This window comes from Yersinia sp. 2545 StPb PI, from assembly GCF_052217125.1.
GTDB lineage: Bacteria > Pseudomonadota > Gammaproteobacteria > Enterobacterales > Enterobacteriaceae > Yersinia > Yersinia enterocolitica_E.
Genome location: NZ_JAZGPY010000001.1, coordinates 698,154 through 712,589, shown reverse-complemented (window position 1 = coordinate 712,589; position 14,436 = coordinate 698,154). Strand labels below are relative to the sequence as shown.

Genomic DNA, 14,436 nt, shown 5'->3' with positions numbered 1-14,436 from the left:
ATTATCATTCTTCAGGATCTTTGCCTAAGCGTATTGCTGCACGGCGTTTTAATAACCCAAACATGCTCACACCAATGATGACTGAGATCAGTAAAGCAAGTAACGCCAAAATCACGATATGCTGACTGGCATACCAGATAACCATTTGATACCAAGGCAGCTCACCACGAGGGAATTGCTCCCCAACACTAAAACTGCGCACACCATTTTCATTGGTAATAATTGCCAGATCGCCACGCACGCCGGCATTAACCGTCGATAACTTCAAATCGCCGTGAATACTCGCTAATTGATCATCACCTGTTGCGGTTGCCAGCACCACGACTTTCTGCGGATTCCAACCAGAACGGAAACTCAGGAAGCCGCGCCAGTTATCGGTCGATGAAAGGTAGCGATCGGCCTCAACTTGCTGGCGGAACCAAACCCCAGTGAGGTAATCCGCCAACTTTTCTAACGTCGACGGTTCTTTCACTGATAGCACACCATTTTCCAGGCCAAATGATGTCGCGGTTAATAGTGTTTGGGTGAAATCAGCATGGTCTAATGTCGACACCACCAAAATATCGTTATCAGCAAACAGTGAAATATCTTTTTCATTTGCGGACACGCCCAGCTTCACCTTGACGTGGATAACTGGCTTTCCGGTTGAATTACCGGCACGAGCCGCAAGACCAAGTAATGTACGAACTTCTGTTTTGCTTGGTTTTTCGGGCAATAATACCAAGGTTTGTGAGAAATCAGCCAAGCGGGTGAAAGGGAAGGATGCGCCGACAAAATACGAAAGATTTGGTAACAGGGTAAAGTGATGGGTGTGACTCAAGTCAATATAAGAATCAGGTTCGATTCGGCTCTTAATATTATTGTTGTTTAGTAGATTACAGGGGGTTCCGGCTTTCGGATTAATCGCGAAATAGAACTCTAACTGGTTATCACCATAAATCAGATAAGGAGCCAAACGCAGGGTATAACTCTCCTGACGAGTATCGCCACCAACCGCCCGCCACAGGGACTCAATCAACCCCTTCTTATTTACCGGCAGGTTATACAAGAAAATATTGTTAATCGATACGTTAAGTTGGGAGCTATTTTCATCAATCCAGTCTTCAATCGGGAAACGGTAGCCGATATGGATGGGTATAGTTTCTCCATCCCACATAAATAGATCGGGTGCCGCCCGGAAATCAACATGAATACCGTCATGATAAATACCATTAGCAGTCAAAGCATCGAGATTTGGCACTAAAGATTTAAGTAATACGGGATGTTCAGTATTAATCCAGCGTGGAGCGTCATAGGGAATGCTACGCGGGATAGCTTGCGCTTTAACACTTAGGCTATTCGCCTCTGGCGGTAATGGCCCGGAAGTTAAACGCCATGCAGCCTGACGCAACTCCTCCTCATTATTGCCAATAACCAAGAGTAATTTAGCCACCGGATTGTGCGGGTTATCAATCAATTGCAGACTTGGGCCGGTGCTTTGCGGTAACACAAAATCACCGATATGCTCACCCGGCTTACCAAATAAAATACCATTACCTTCGGGTAGTGAATCAAATTGTACCGGGAAATCAATATCACGGTAATTAGCCTGATAACCAAACCATGAAGCAACACCGGCGGCAGCACCAATCACATCAGCACGAATATTAGCCGGGAATGCCATAACCACTTTGGTCTCTTTCATCTGCATAGCATCAAAGAATGGCCGGGGGAATAGTCCCAAATTCTTACCAATATTCAGTTGTTGCCCTTCTAATTGAATACTTGAGGTCGGTAAAATACTGACCCAAAATTTATTCAATTGATCTGTTTCACACTGCAATACCGTGTTGTCACCAGTAATACTCATACTCAGATTATTGGTCGCGACCACCATCGCCGCAGGGACATCAACTTGGTATATCGCGCTGTTTTCACTTGACGGCGTTAGTGGCAATGTCCCTAACGGCTGCCCGTTCAGCATTAACTGTAAGCTGTAATTCTTACCAGCCAGCTCTGATGATAATTTTAGCGCCAGAGATAGTTTTGCATTGGTAATCACCAAATCATTGGGTAACGTGAAGACAATGCCTGATTGCAATTGACCGCCACTTAACAGCAACCCATTGGGCTGCCCCATATCTTTAATGGTAATCGTGGTATTCACTATCGCGTTGTATGAGGCCGGGCGGGTCACCACTACCGTGTTATCAACTACGGGTGTCGGTAGAGTTGAATCATACAAAGGGCGGTTTTCAGGGGCGCTGGCGATTTGCGGGTAATTATCAACCGCAGGAGCCACTGCCCCAGCGGTTGAGTCATCACTGTTCGGCCGAGGTAATAAAGGGAAATCTCCCGCGGTGGCTGCATCTTCAGTTTGCTGTTCCTGGCCCGCGATACGATTAGTGTCTACAGCAAACCCATTGATGGGAAAAAATGCCAGAGAGCACGCGGCCACCACACCTGTAAACCACAATGACGGCAATATCTTGCTCAATATCCCTTTCATGCCGCATTTCCTTTTTTCTGGAGGGCCAGCTTTCTTTTTCTAGCCCGCCGTTGCTTCCACGGCAGATAAAAGAGTTCGAACGCACAACGAATAATGCTGAGTAATGAATGTAATGGTCGATCCTGAGGATAAGGCTCGGTAATCCAGGCATCTGCACGGGCCAACACAATACGAACCAGTTCCCGACGTTTAACCAGTGGAATATCACCAAACATCAACCGCACAGCACCGAGTTCAACATCAATAAGCGTGACAGGTAGACTGACAGCACCGCGTTGTAACATCAGCTCCACCTCTTCAATACCCTCAGTTGGGAAATGTTGGTCTTTAATCGCCAGACGAACCCCGCCCATTGACAAGTCCAAGGTGTGAGTACGCAGTGATATGCCATTACTATAATGAATAATGGCCGGTAACTGGACGTCAATGCGGATCGTTTTACGTGTCTGACGAGTCTCGCGCGCAACAGAAATAGCCGCAAATAATAGAATGACACTGAAAGTAGCCCAGGCGATATTAAGTGCAATTACATTCGGATTAACACCAAAATAATCTGGCAATGCTACGCGCACTAATCCCCATATAATGCCGAGCAACATCAGAACAACTGCAATAATATGCGGTCGAACAATATTGAAATCGAAATAACTCTTATCCAGTAGGTCGCCTTTATCCGTCACGTTAAACTTGCCACGTTTTGGTGAAATCATCGTAACGATGGTTGGAATAACCAAATGGAATGCCATTACGGTTTCATAAACTTCACCCCAGAAAGAGTAGCGGAAGCGGCCATTACTGCGTGAGTTGATGGCAATAGACATAATTAAATGGGGCAAAACATAGGCGAAAATCAATTCGGCTGACGAGGCAATAATACTCTGGTTAAAGAGAAGATAGCCCAGTGGCGCGAGTAAAAAGACCACGCGTGGCAAACCAAATTGGTAATAAATCATGGCGTTGAGATAACACAAACGCTGAGGAAGGCTCAGCCCACGCCCTAACAAGGGATTATCCACACGGAAAATTTGTGTCATCCCCCGCGCCCAACGGGTCCGTTGGATCACATGTAACGCCAAACGTTCAGTCGCCAGCCCCGCGGCGAGTGGGATGGAAATAAAGGCTGAGTTCCAACCTAAACGCTGTAATTTCAGCGCAGTATGGGAGTCTTCGGTGACTGTTTCTACCGCAAAACCACCAATTTCATCTAATGCCTTACGGCGAATAACAGCACAAGAACCGCAGAAAAATGCCGCATTCCAGTTATCGTTCCCTTGCTGAATAGGGCCATAAAAAAGGGCCCCTTCATTAGGAACAGAACGGCCTGTTGATAGATTGCGCTCAAACGGATCGGGGGAGTAAAAGTAGTGTGGCGTCTGGAGCAACGCCAACCGCTTATCAACCAGGAACCCACCCACCGTGGCCTGTAAAAAACCGCGGGTAGCTACGTGGTCACAATCAAAAACGCAGATTAACTCCCCCTGCGTAATCTTCATCGCATGGTTAAGGTTACCGGCTTTAGCATGACGGTTATCATTTCGAGTGATATAACCAACCCCTACATCCGCAGCAAATACAGCGAACTCAGTTCGTTTTCCGTCATCCAATACATATATTTTTATTTTTTCTTTTGGGTAATCAATACATTGGGCTGCCAGAATCGTATCTCTAACCACATCCAGACTTTCATTATAGGTAGGAATGTAAACATCAACCGTTGGCCATAAATCGGTATTCTCAGGCAGCGGTTCAATCGTTCGTTTTAATGGCCAAATAGTCTGTAAATAACTAAGACTTAGAATAATCCAGATGTAAAGTTCTGCACTATAAAGAAGTATGCCTAATATTGTCTCGGTTACAGAACCAAAATGAAGCGTTTCAGTCGTGCGCCAATAAATATATCGGGATGACATCAAAAATGACAATACTGTCATTACTATTGTTACTTTTCTGCTTTTACTTATGCCAAGTAAAAAGAACGCAGCAATGCTGAATAATGCAAAAATGTACTGCTTCTCACTGTCCATTGGTGTAACAACAACCAAGATAGCGATTGGCAATAACAGTAACAACAGAAGATAAAATTGAATTTTCTTCATCTTGAATTCAGCCAGTATTTAATAGAAGTCATGTTTAGGCGTAGAGTAAACCTCCCCCCCGCCGATCTTTATTCCCAAAATAGCTGCAACTTTTTTACTAATAAGCTCAATATCAAATGCGGCAGCTGACACGGGGCTGAAATCAATAATTGAACGTTGAGAAGCATTCGCTTCTGGCACACATTCATCCCGATGAATCATTCCTAACAATTTATCGCCCAGACGTTGCTCAAAGAATTGTGAGACATCATGGCTGAGTTGACGACGATTATCACTTTGATTAACAACAAAATAGGTTCCCATTTTGTTATCTAAAGGGGCGCCGATAAGTTTGCCTTTCTCTATTTGAGGTAATAAAGATAAAGATGCAGTGTCTGCCAACATCACCACCAAATGCATATCCGCAATCCCTTGCATCGCTTTTAACGCTGGGCTTGGTCCCGGAGGAAAATCAGCGATAACCACTAATCCAGGATAATTGAGGACTGAATGTAGCCCCCGTTGTAAAAAATGTGGATCAGCCGTTAATTCATGCTCGAAAGCCAGACGTTTCGCTTCATCCACCTCGCCATAAGGCAAGACAAAGGTATTCGTTCCCGCTTTAAGGATAAATTGGCTCCAGTCAGATGCATTACCTGACTCAGAAACATAACCACGTTCATCCGACAAAGGGACACCAAAGTGCAAGCGCAGAGCATTTTGTACATCGAAATCAATAAGTAGAACCTTGCTACCACTACGTGCCAGTGAGTGCGCCAAATTGGCTGCAAAAGTAGTTTTACCGACACCACCTTTCGGTGAACATACACAAACTAACGGCATAAGGCGATGCTCTCTAACAACGTTTGTAAAGGAATATCCCGCGATGACTCGGCAAAAACAACCTGCTCTTTTGGTGGTTCTTTTTGTGAAAAAATGTTTTTAAATTCAGTTTTTTTACCTGATTCCAACGGGCCAGTTGGTGAGGATGAAAATTGTGTCGTAAGTATAGGTTTAGAAACCGCTTGCGGTATAGCAGGTTCGTTTAAATTGACTGGCTGCGGAGCTAGAGTATGGGCAACCGGTGGCGCAGGAAACAGTGATCGCATTGCGGCTGGCCGGTTTGTTACCTCGGTATTTAGCAGAGGATCACTATTTATAGCGTGAGGTTCACTCATCACGTTTAACACATCAGGCTCGGCGAACTCAGTGGCTGAAACAAGCTGAGGTGTCGGCTGTATAGTTCGACCATTTTCTAAAAATGAATCATTGTCTTGTGAAGCCAACTGTTTAATAAGCGGCCATGAAAAAGCATCCGCTTGAACTTCTTTTTCAGAAATTTCTTTATAATCAATATCGTGCATGTCTATTTTATCTTTGAACTGCTTAATATCATCATATTTATTCATAAATAACACACCTATTTTGATACAAAGCTCTGCAAATAAATTTGCATCATGGGTTTATTTTTTAAGGGTCGCCCACTAAAAAACTCCCCTGAATAATCTTGTTGACTCTGGAACTGATGATTGGTATCGGTTTAATACTGACATTAGCATAATATCAGTATTTATATAGGTTATTAATACATTACGCAGTTCGTAACATCGGTGTTTGCGAGGGGAGAGGGAAAGATATTTGAAATTGTCACTGCCCCGCCATTTTTATGACGGGGATTGAATAACTGGCCCAGAGGGGGCTAATTTTGCAGGGGCATTTGATATAGCAAATTGATTAACACCAGTACGCCATAAAGTTTACGCAAGTACGGTCCAGACAGCGTTCACCAATCAGATAGCGGCGCAAAGCTTTCACTGTTGAGGATTCAGCCGCCACCCAGGCATAGAAACTACTGGCACCTTCGGCTCGCTCCCATAACACATCACCACCCAGACTATTCTCTGCTAATGATTGTGCCGCGACTTGCGCCGCAGCCGGAATTTGTACCCATTGACGTACCGCGTCAACTAACAAGCTGCCATGGGCGGGGTGATGCGGCGTATCACGTGGCAACCAGTAAACCTGCGCAAACGGAAATCGCTCAAGATTGATGCAATCACCCACCAGCGGTACCTCAAAAAAAGCTTGAACATGTGGAGGGTTAGCTTGTAATGCCAGCTGTTCCAAAATAGCCACCGCCGCCGGTAATGCTGTTTCGTCGGCAATCAGTAACGCCTGCATCATCTGCGCTGGCGGGATCCACTCATAACCGCCACTGTCAGATTGATACTCGGCATTCGGCGCAACAACCTGAATGGCATCGCCTGGTTTGGCATGTGTTGCCCAAGCCGATGCTGGGCCGGTCACGCCGTGCAAAACAAATTCCACGTCCATCTCGTTCTGCTCAGCACGCAATGCACGCAGTGTATAAGTGCGCATTATCGGTCGCTGCTCTTTCGGGATAGTCAGGTAATTACGATACCAATCGTCGCCTTTTGATACCTGAGTAATCAGACCGTTGTCTGCGGGCAATAGCAGCTTAATACGCTGATCTGGCGCTTCAAGTTTCATACGATTGACTTCTGGCCCTTCAAATACGCAACGTAACAGTGACGGTGAGATATTTTCTTTTACTTTCAATTTGATATCGAAAACTCGGTAGCTTGATGCGCCGGACATGACAGTTACTCTCCCGCAGAATGTGCTGTGACCCGATGCTGGCACCACAGCCAGCCACTTATCCCGCCCAACAGAACGGCCATCATCAGAGCCGCAGCAATCAACTGCGACTCACCGTAAAATTTTGCTACTAACGGCACCATCAACGCACTCATGCCATAACCCAATGTATGGCTGGTCGCTATCACCCCGGAACCTTTGCCCGTGGATAATTTATCGTTCAGCATCAATTGGTAACCCGGCGTTGCCATCGCCGCACCGAAAGAAGCTAGCGCACACCCCGCATAGAATAATACCAATGGCTGGGTACACATCAATCCTAAACCACCTACCATGAATAACGCTGCCACCAACAGAAGCTGAGAGGGGCTGAAACGTTGGGGGCGTACCACCAAAAACTGAGCCAACAAGGTACAACCTGCGGCCACGCTAAGCAAAATTGCCACATGGTGGCTCACCATGGTGGCTGAATGCCTGAATAATTGGTTTAAATGCGGTGCCAGACCAAGCTGCATCAGGCTGACAACTGCCGCCAGCAGCAGTGCACAGAGTAAATAGGGTAGCATGCTGAAACGTAAATGATTTTGTTGATGTGCAACCGGCGGCAATGGCGGATCATTGTATTGGCAACAGACCACCAACAGTGCGATCAATGGTGCTATTGCCATCAACCACAGCGGTGCCATTGGGTGTATTGAGAGGGCAAGAGCGGCACAAAGTGGGCCAAGAAGACGACCACAACTCAAGCCTGAACTGATGGTAGCTAATGCAGCCATGCGCTGCTCATACACTGCGCGCTGCAAGGCCCAGGTCTGGCAGGCGGGCACCATGCCTGAGACTGTCAGGCCATAGATAATACGTGCCACAATCAGCCCACCCAGCCCGACCATCTCCGGTAACCATCCCGCTGCTAAGCCCCATACCGCCAGCGTCAACAACACAAAACTTAGCAAGTAGCCAGCCAGCGCCATGATGACCACAAATTTACACCCACGAACCTCCGATTGCCGTCCCCACCACGGTGATCCGATCAAAAACAGCATGGATCCGAGGGTAAGTAAACCGGCCCACACCGACAGTGACAGATGTGTTCTGCTAACCAATACCGGTAACATGACCAATAAACCGTTCTGCCCAATCCCCAGCAAGCCGGCACAAAAGGCTAACGGCCAATTAGAAGAAGGTATATGCCCGCTTGAACGTGTTTCAGACTGTGATGAAATTTGCATTAAAAGTGAATTAACCGTTAATAACATAGGGGATTTATGCATATTTAATAGAAAAACTGTATCATAAGTTAATTGATAATGATAAATATTATTGATATAAGAATGATTCTCAATTGAATCAAGAGTGGCATGGAATAATGACTATCCAGTTAGAAACCGCGACAACCGATGTGGCTGCGCAATGTTTCCTCAACGCATTGATGCGTGAAACCCGGGACTGGCAAATCCTTCCGACAGCAAACAATCAACCCTATCCACAGCTCCATATCCCTCTTTCATCGTCACAAGCTATTCGTATTGCTTTACGCCATATATCCCCAACACAACATCATCACTATCTGTTCCCAGCCTATCTATATCAGCAGGACGATGGTGCGGGTACGGCACTTGGCATGGAACAGTTGGTGACCTTGTTGTTGGATAAACCCGCAGTAAAAGGTGACCTGTCAGATGAGGTGGTTACACGTTTCCGCCAGCGGGTTCTGGAAAGTCATGACAACACCCAACAGGCTATCAATATTCGTCTGGATTGGCCGTCACTGCGTGATAAGCCACTCAATTTTGCTCAGGCTGAGCAAGGCTTATTGGTCGGTCATGCCTTCCATCCCGCGCCAAAATCCCATGAACCCTTCAATGAGAAAGAGGCCCATCGCTATCTGCCAGACTTTGCCGCTCGTTTTCCACTACGCTGGTTTGCCGTGGATAAACGCTTTTTGTGCGGTGAGAGTCTCACCCTGACACTGCAACAACGTCTGCAACGTTTTGCCAGCGTGAGTGCACCACAGCTACTGGCACACTTTACCGATGATATTTGGCTGCTGCCGATGCACCCCTGGCAGGCTGATCACCTGTTGTCCCAGGAGTGGTGTCAGCAGTTGGTACAACTGAAAGCACTGCAAGACTTGGGTGAAGCAGGTGAACGCTGGCTGCCGACCAGTTCCTCGCGTTCGCTGTATAGCCCATCAAATCGCGACATGATCAAGTTTTCCCTCAGTGTCCGCCTGACCAACTCGGTACGTACGCTATCGGTAAAAGAAGTTAAACGTGGAATTCGCTTGGCCCGCTTGGCTCAAACCCCGCGCTGGCAAGCACTACAAACGCGCTATCCAACCTTCAGGGTCATGCAGGAGGACGGTTGGGCCGGTTTATGTTCCGCTGATGGCACGGTGCAAGAGGAGAGTCTGATGGTGCTACGCGACAACCTGTTGTTCAGCCAGCCAGATGCTCAAACCAATGTGCTGGTCACCTTAACTCAGGCCGCGCCAGATGGAGGCGACAGTTTGCTGGTTGCCGCAGTGCGCCGTTTGGCGGCGCGTCTAAATCTTCCGTTACGCCAGGCCACCCACTGCTGGCTGGATGCCTATTGCCAACAGGTCTTATTACCACTGTTCAGCACCGAAGCTGATTACGGTTTGGTGCTATTAGCCCATCAGCAAAACATTCTGGTAGAAATGCAACAAGACTTGCCGATCGGTATGTTGTATCGCGACTGTCAGGGCAGCGGCTTTACCCAAGATGCCACACCGTGGCTGGAAGAAATTGGCGAAGCCGGAGCGGAAAACCGCTTCACTGAACAACAACTACTGCGCTATTTCCCCTATTACTTGCTAGTCAACTCCAGTCTGGCAGTAACCGCCGCATTAGCGGCTACCGGTTTCGACAGCGAAGAGAATCTGATGATGCGGGTGCGCGACGCACTCCATAACCTGCGGGCTACGGCTAAAAATACCCTTTGTTTAGATTACGTACTCGATAGCACGCATTGGAACTGCAAGGGTAATTTCTTCTGTTATCTGCATGACCACAATGAAAATACCATCGTTGATCCGGCAGTTATCTACTTTGATTTCGCAAACCCATTTCGTTTCCCTCACCAAGAGCGCCTGGGAGTTGCCCAATGATGCCACAAGCTAAGTTGATGCACTCCGCAGGCAGTTTTCGCTGTGAACAGTTGGAAAAAAATCTGACCCTCAGCTTAGGGTTGGACGGCAGCGCGGTATTGCACTCACCCGGACCATTGCCACCAGGCTGGCTGGTACCGGCATTGGATCAGTTGTTCGTTGCTGCACCGCAATTAACCGGTATTGCGTTGCCCTATGCAGAGTGGCGGGAAGAGCCGCAAGCACAGGCCGTGTTTGCCTTGAGCTATGGCGACTATCTGGCACGGGATCTATTTTATCAACTACCACTGTGGCTGGGAGCGGAACGCCATCGGGCGACTGATCAGATGCAGTATGACGCCGAGCGAGATATCTGGTTCCCACAACGTGCTGCGCGCCCTAACGGCGAAGTTTATCGCCGTTTCGATCCGCACATTAAACATACCCTGAGCTTCCGCTTACCGGAAATTGATCGCGACACAGAGCAGTTTACCCGCTGGATGAACTCGCCGCGCGTAGATGCTTTTTGGGAAATGAGTGGCCCGCTTGAGGTTCAGGCAGCGTATCTGCAACGTCAGTTGGATTCGCATTATTGCTATCCGCTCTTGGGTTGCTTTGACGATCAACCTTTTGGTTATTTCGAAGTTTATTGGGCAGCAGAAGACCGGATTGGTCGCCATTACCGTTGGCAGCCTTTTGATCGTGGACTACACATGCTGGTAGGTGAAGAGCGCTGGCGAGGAGCGCAATACATCCGCAGTTGGTTACGTGGCCTGACACACTATCTGTATCTGGATGAACCACGCACAACCCGGGTAGTAGCTGAGCCACGCGCCGATAACCAGCGCCTGTTCCGCCACCTGCCTGCCGCGGGCTACCACACCTTGAAAGAGTTTGATTTCCCGCATAAACGCTCGCGGCTGATAGTGAATCAGCGCGCAGATTTCTTCCAAGAGGGTACGGTATGACCACTGACAATTACGCCAACTGGCAGCGCGTTAACCGTCAGATGATCGCCAAGATCCTGGCTGAACTGGAATATGAACGCACCCTGTGTGCCGCGCCAGCAGGCCAGGCATGGATCATCACCTTACCGGGCGCGGTTTATCGCTTTAGTGCCGAACGGGGTATCTGGGGCTGGTTGCATATTGACCCCGCCTCATTGCACTGCGAAGGAGTGCCGCTGACCGCTGACCATATGCTACGCCAACTGGCGCAAGTGTTGCAGATGGACGATGCACAGGTTGCTGAACACCTGGAAGACCTCTATGCCACGCTGCGCGCAGACATGCAGTTACTCTCTGCCCGTCAGGGCATGAGTGCCGAAGATCTGATTGCCCTTGATGCTGATGCACTACAATGTCTGCTGGCTGGCCACCCAAAATTTATCTTCAACAAAGGCCGCCGTGGCTGGGGTCTAACCGCCCTGCATCACTACGCGCCAGAATATCAAGGGCAGTTCCGCCTGCATTGGGTCGCCGCCAAACGTGGCAGTTTTGTCTGGTGCGCGGATGCACAATTCCCGTTGGACAGGCTGCTCGACAGTGCGATGGATAGCTCGGAACGCCAGCGATTTGAGCGCCACTGGCAGCAGCTCGCGTTGAATGACGACTGGGTACCGGTGCCCTTACACCCATGGCAGTGGCAGCAAAAAATCGCCCTGCACTTCCTGCCACAATTAGCCGAAGGTGAATTGATCGAACTGGGTGAGTTTGGTGACCACTATCTGGCGCAACAATCATTACGTACCTTAACGAATGTCAGTCGCCGCGTACCATTTGATATCAAATTGCCACTGACCATCTACAACACCTCTTGTTATCGCGGCATCCCCGGTAAATATATCAGCGCAGGTCCTGCGGCTTCGCATTGGTTACAGCAAGTCTTTGCACAAGACCCTACGCTACGAGCAAGCGGTGCTGAGATCCTCGGAGAACCCGCTGCCGGTTATATGATGCACCAGACCTATGCCACCTTGAGTAAAGCGCCCTATCGCTATCAGGAAATGCTTGGCGTGATTTGGCGAGAAAATCCGTCCTGCTATTTACAACCGGGCGAACAGGCAATTTTGATGGCCACACTGATGGAAACCGATAATCAGGGGCATCCGTTGATTGCCGCCTATATTGCACGTTCGGGGCTGAGTGCCGAAGCCTGGTTAGCACAGATGTTTCGGGTGGTCGTGGTGCCAATGTACCACCTGATGTGTTGTTACGGTGTGGCACTGATTGCCCACGGCCAAAACATCACTTTGGTGATGAAAGACCACATTCCACAACGTGTGCTATTGAAAGACTTCCAGGGCGATATGCGCCTGGTTGATAAAGAGTTCCCGCAAGCGGCCTCACTGCCCAGTGTCGTGAAAGCCGTCACCGCACGCTTATCTGCCGACTACCTGATACATGACCTACAGACCGGGCATTTCGTCACCGTGCTGAGATTTATCTCACCACTGATGCATGTGTGTGGCATCAATGAACACCAATTCTATCAACTGCTGGCACAGGTACTGCAGCGCTACATGGCACAGCATCCAGACATGGCAGAGCGTTTCTCCCTATTTGATTTGTTTAAACCACAAATTATTCGTGTAGTCCTCAACCCGGTGAAACTCACCTATTCAGAGCAGGATGGTGGCAGTCGAATGTTGCCAAATTACTTGCAGGATCTGGATAACCCTCTTTATTTGGTCACCAAGGAGCTAGCCCAATGAATCAAACTTTAGATTTCATCGGCATTGGCATAGGCCCATTTAACCTCAGTATTGCCGCCCTCGGCAGCGAAGTTTCCGGCTTTAACAGCAAATTCTTTGAGCGTAAATCGCACTTTACCTGGCATCCCGGCATGATGGTGCCTGATTGCCACATGCAGACCAGCTTTTTGAAAGATTTGGTCAGTGCGGTGTCGCCAACCAATCCCTATAGCTTCCTTAACTACTTAGTCCAAAGGAAGAAATTCTATCGATTCCTGACGACTGAACACCGAACGGTTTCACGGGAAGAGTTTGCAGACTACCTCAGTTGGGCTGCCCATGGGTTGAGCTCGCTAGAGTTCAGCCAGGATATTCAGAGTGTGGATTTTGACGACCAGCAGCGCCATTTTGTCGTGACCACAACACGCAATGTCTACCATGCACGCCATGTTTGTCTGGGGATCGGCAAACGTATCAAGTTACCGGAATGTGTCGGCGAGCAAAACGATCGCTGTTTCCATGCCAGTGAAATGGCACTGCGCAATCCCGATCTGGCCGGTAAACGTGTCACCATAGTCGGTGGTGGTCAGAGTGGAGCTGACCTGTTCCTCAACATCTTCCGCGCAGAGTGGGGCCAACCGAAACAGTTAGATTGGATTTCACGCCGGAATAATTACAACGCACTGGATGAAGCCGCTTTTGCCAATGAGTACTTCACCCCGGAATACGTTGACGGTTTCTATACTCTGAACGACAACGCCAAGCAACATATGCTGGCTGAACAGAAGATGACGTCTGACGGCATTACCAGTGAGTCGCTACTGGCTATTTACCGTGCTATGTACCATCAGTTTGAGGTGTTACGTGAAAAGCCTTGGGCGCGCCTGCTCCCTAGCCGCTCACTGACAGCGATGCATCCGCAAGGTAACGGTTACCAATTAGTCACCCATCACCATCTCGATCAGGGCAAAGAAACCTTTGACAGCGACGTGACTATCTTCGCGACCGGTTATCAACAGGAACGTCCGGCATTCCTTAAACCACTGGCCAGCCGCCTGATGACCACTGCCGATTATCAATACCGCGTGGCTCCCGACTTCACCCTCGATTGGCGCGGCCCACACGATAACTGCTTATTTGCAGTCAACGCCGGTATGCATAGCCACGGCATTGCAGAACCGCAGCTCAGCCTGATGGCTTGGCGATCGGCGCGTATTCTCAACCGGGTTTTAGGTCGTGAACAGTTCGATTTAACATCCACCCCAGCGGTGATCCAATGGCGCAGCCAGCCGCCGGCCGTTATTCCCCGCACAGATCCCCTCGTCCTTGAAACCGCAGGGGGGTTAGCTGCACGTGCGCGCGCAAATCACTTACTTGAGTAAGCTCATCGGGATGTGTTTGCAGGCTGCCTACCTGCAACTCCAATGAGTTTGGGTTTAAAACAATCGTTAAA

The 14,436-nt window shown here is 48.7% G+C and carries 10 protein-coding genes; 4 read left to right on the top strand and 6 right to left on the bottom strand.

All coding sequences use genetic code 11. The features are described 5' to 3' along the window. Positions 1-4 precede the first annotated feature (4 nt). The 6 genes from bcsB to V1955_RS03020 form a co-directional block, all read right to left on the bottom strand. Positions 5-2,488, bottom strand: a complete 2,484-nt coding sequence (bcsB, locus tag V1955_RS03045; protein ID WP_372569628.1) for a cellulose biosynthesis cyclic di-GMP-binding regulatory protein BcsB — start codon at positions 2,486-2,488, stop codon at positions 5-7. Then, a complete protein-coding gene (bcsA, locus tag V1955_RS03040; RefSeq protein WP_083162545.1) occupies positions 2,485-4,584 on the bottom strand; it encodes a UDP-forming cellulose synthase catalytic subunit in 2,100 nt (699 codons plus the stop codon). Before bcsA ends, bcsB begins: the two co-directional genes overlap by 4 nt. Positions 4,585-4,602: 18 nt before the next feature. After that, the gene (gene bcsQ, locus V1955_RS03035; RefSeq protein ID WP_083162544.1) at positions 4,603-5,406 is read right to left on the bottom strand and encodes a cellulose biosynthesis protein BcsQ; all 804 of its coding nucleotides are present in this window, start codon (positions 5,404-5,406) and stop codon (positions 4,603-4,605) included. Then, on the bottom strand, positions 5,397-5,972 hold the full coding sequence (gene bcsO, locus V1955_RS03030) for a cellulose biosynthesis protein BcsO (RefSeq protein WP_083162543.1): 576 nt from the start codon (positions 5,970-5,972) through the stop codon (positions 5,397-5,399). The genes bcsQ and bcsO overlap by 10 nt, the downstream gene beginning before the upstream one ends. A 325-nt stretch (positions 5,973-6,297) precedes the next feature. Further along, positions 6,298-7,182 carry a siderophore-interacting protein gene (locus tag V1955_RS03025; RefSeq protein ID WP_372560564.1) on the bottom strand — a complete coding sequence of 295 codons (885 nt, stop codon included), beginning with the start codon at positions 7,180-7,182 and terminating at the stop codon, positions 6,298-6,300. 5 nt (positions 7,183-7,187) lie between these two features. Next, positions 7,188-8,411, bottom strand: coding sequence for an MFS transporter (locus tag V1955_RS03020; RefSeq protein ID WP_083162539.1), 1,224 nt, complete (start codon positions 8,409-8,411; stop codon positions 7,188-7,190). A 137-nt stretch (positions 8,412-8,548) separates the two neighbouring features. On the opposite strand from V1955_RS03020, the gene V1955_RS03015 reads away from it, so the two are divergent. Genes V1955_RS03015 through V1955_RS03000 form a run of 4 tightly spaced genes read left to right on the top strand, consistent with a single transcriptional unit; the run spans position 8,549 to position 14,365 of the window. Beyond that, positions 8,549-10,312: an IucA/IucC family protein gene (locus V1955_RS03015; protein ID WP_442820502.1), complete on the top strand. Its 1,764-nt coding sequence runs from the start codon at positions 8,549-8,551 to the stop codon at positions 10,310-10,312. Next, a complete protein-coding gene (locus tag V1955_RS03010; RefSeq protein WP_083162535.1) occupies positions 10,309-11,259 on the top strand; it encodes a GNAT family N-acetyltransferase in 951 nt (316 codons plus the stop codon). Before V1955_RS03015 ends, V1955_RS03010 begins: the two co-directional genes overlap by 4 nt. After that, positions 11,256-13,004, top strand: coding sequence for an aerobactin synthase IucC (iucC, locus tag V1955_RS03005; protein ID WP_420073624.1), 1,749 nt, complete (start codon positions 11,256-11,258; stop codon positions 13,002-13,004). The genes V1955_RS03010 and iucC overlap by 4 nt, the downstream gene beginning before the upstream one ends. Next, positions 13,001-14,365 carry a lysine N(6)-hydroxylase/L-ornithine N(5)-oxygenase family protein gene (locus V1955_RS03000; RefSeq protein WP_083162531.1) on the top strand — a complete coding sequence of 455 codons (1,365 nt, stop codon included), beginning with the start codon at positions 13,001-13,003 and terminating at the stop codon, positions 14,363-14,365. Before iucC ends, V1955_RS03000 begins: the two co-directional genes overlap by 4 nt. Positions 14,366-14,436 lie beyond the last annotated feature (71 nt).

Excerpts from the sequence above, each read along its gene's own strand:
- bcsB (WP_372569628.1), bottom strand. The coding sequence starts at position 2,488 with ATGAAAGGGATATTGAGCAAGATATTGCCGTCATTGTGGTTTACAGGT.
- bcsA (WP_083162545.1), bottom strand. The coding sequence starts at position 4,584 with ATGAAGAAAATTCAATTTTATCTTCTGTTGTTACTGTTATTGCCAATC.
- bcsQ (WP_083162544.1), bottom strand. The coding sequence starts at position 5,406 with ATGCCGTTAGTTTGTGTATGTTCACCGAAAGGTGGTGTCGGTAAAACT.
- bcsO (WP_083162543.1), bottom strand. The coding sequence starts at position 5,972 with ATGAATAAATATGATGATATTAAGCAGTTCAAAGATAAAATAGACATG.
- V1955_RS03025 (WP_372560564.1), bottom strand. The coding sequence starts at position 7,182 with ATGTCCGGCGCATCAAGCTACCGAGTTTTCGATATCAAATTGAAAGTA.
- V1955_RS03020 (WP_083162539.1), bottom strand. The coding sequence starts at position 8,411 with ATGCAAATTTCATCACAGTCTGAAACACGTTCAAGCGGGCATATACCT.
- V1955_RS03015 (WP_442820502.1), top strand. The coding sequence starts at position 8,549 with ATGACTATCCAGTTAGAAACCGCGACAACCGATGTGGCTGCGCAATGT.
- V1955_RS03010 (WP_083162535.1), top strand. The coding sequence starts at position 10,309 with ATGATGCCACAAGCTAAGTTGATGCACTCCGCAGGCAGTTTTCGCTGT.
- iucC (WP_420073624.1), top strand. The coding sequence starts at position 11,256 with ATGACCACTGACAATTACGCCAACTGGCAGCGCGTTAACCGTCAGATG.
- V1955_RS03000 (WP_083162531.1), top strand. The coding sequence starts at position 13,001 with ATGAATCAAACTTTAGATTTCATCGGCATTGGCATAGGCCCATTTAAC.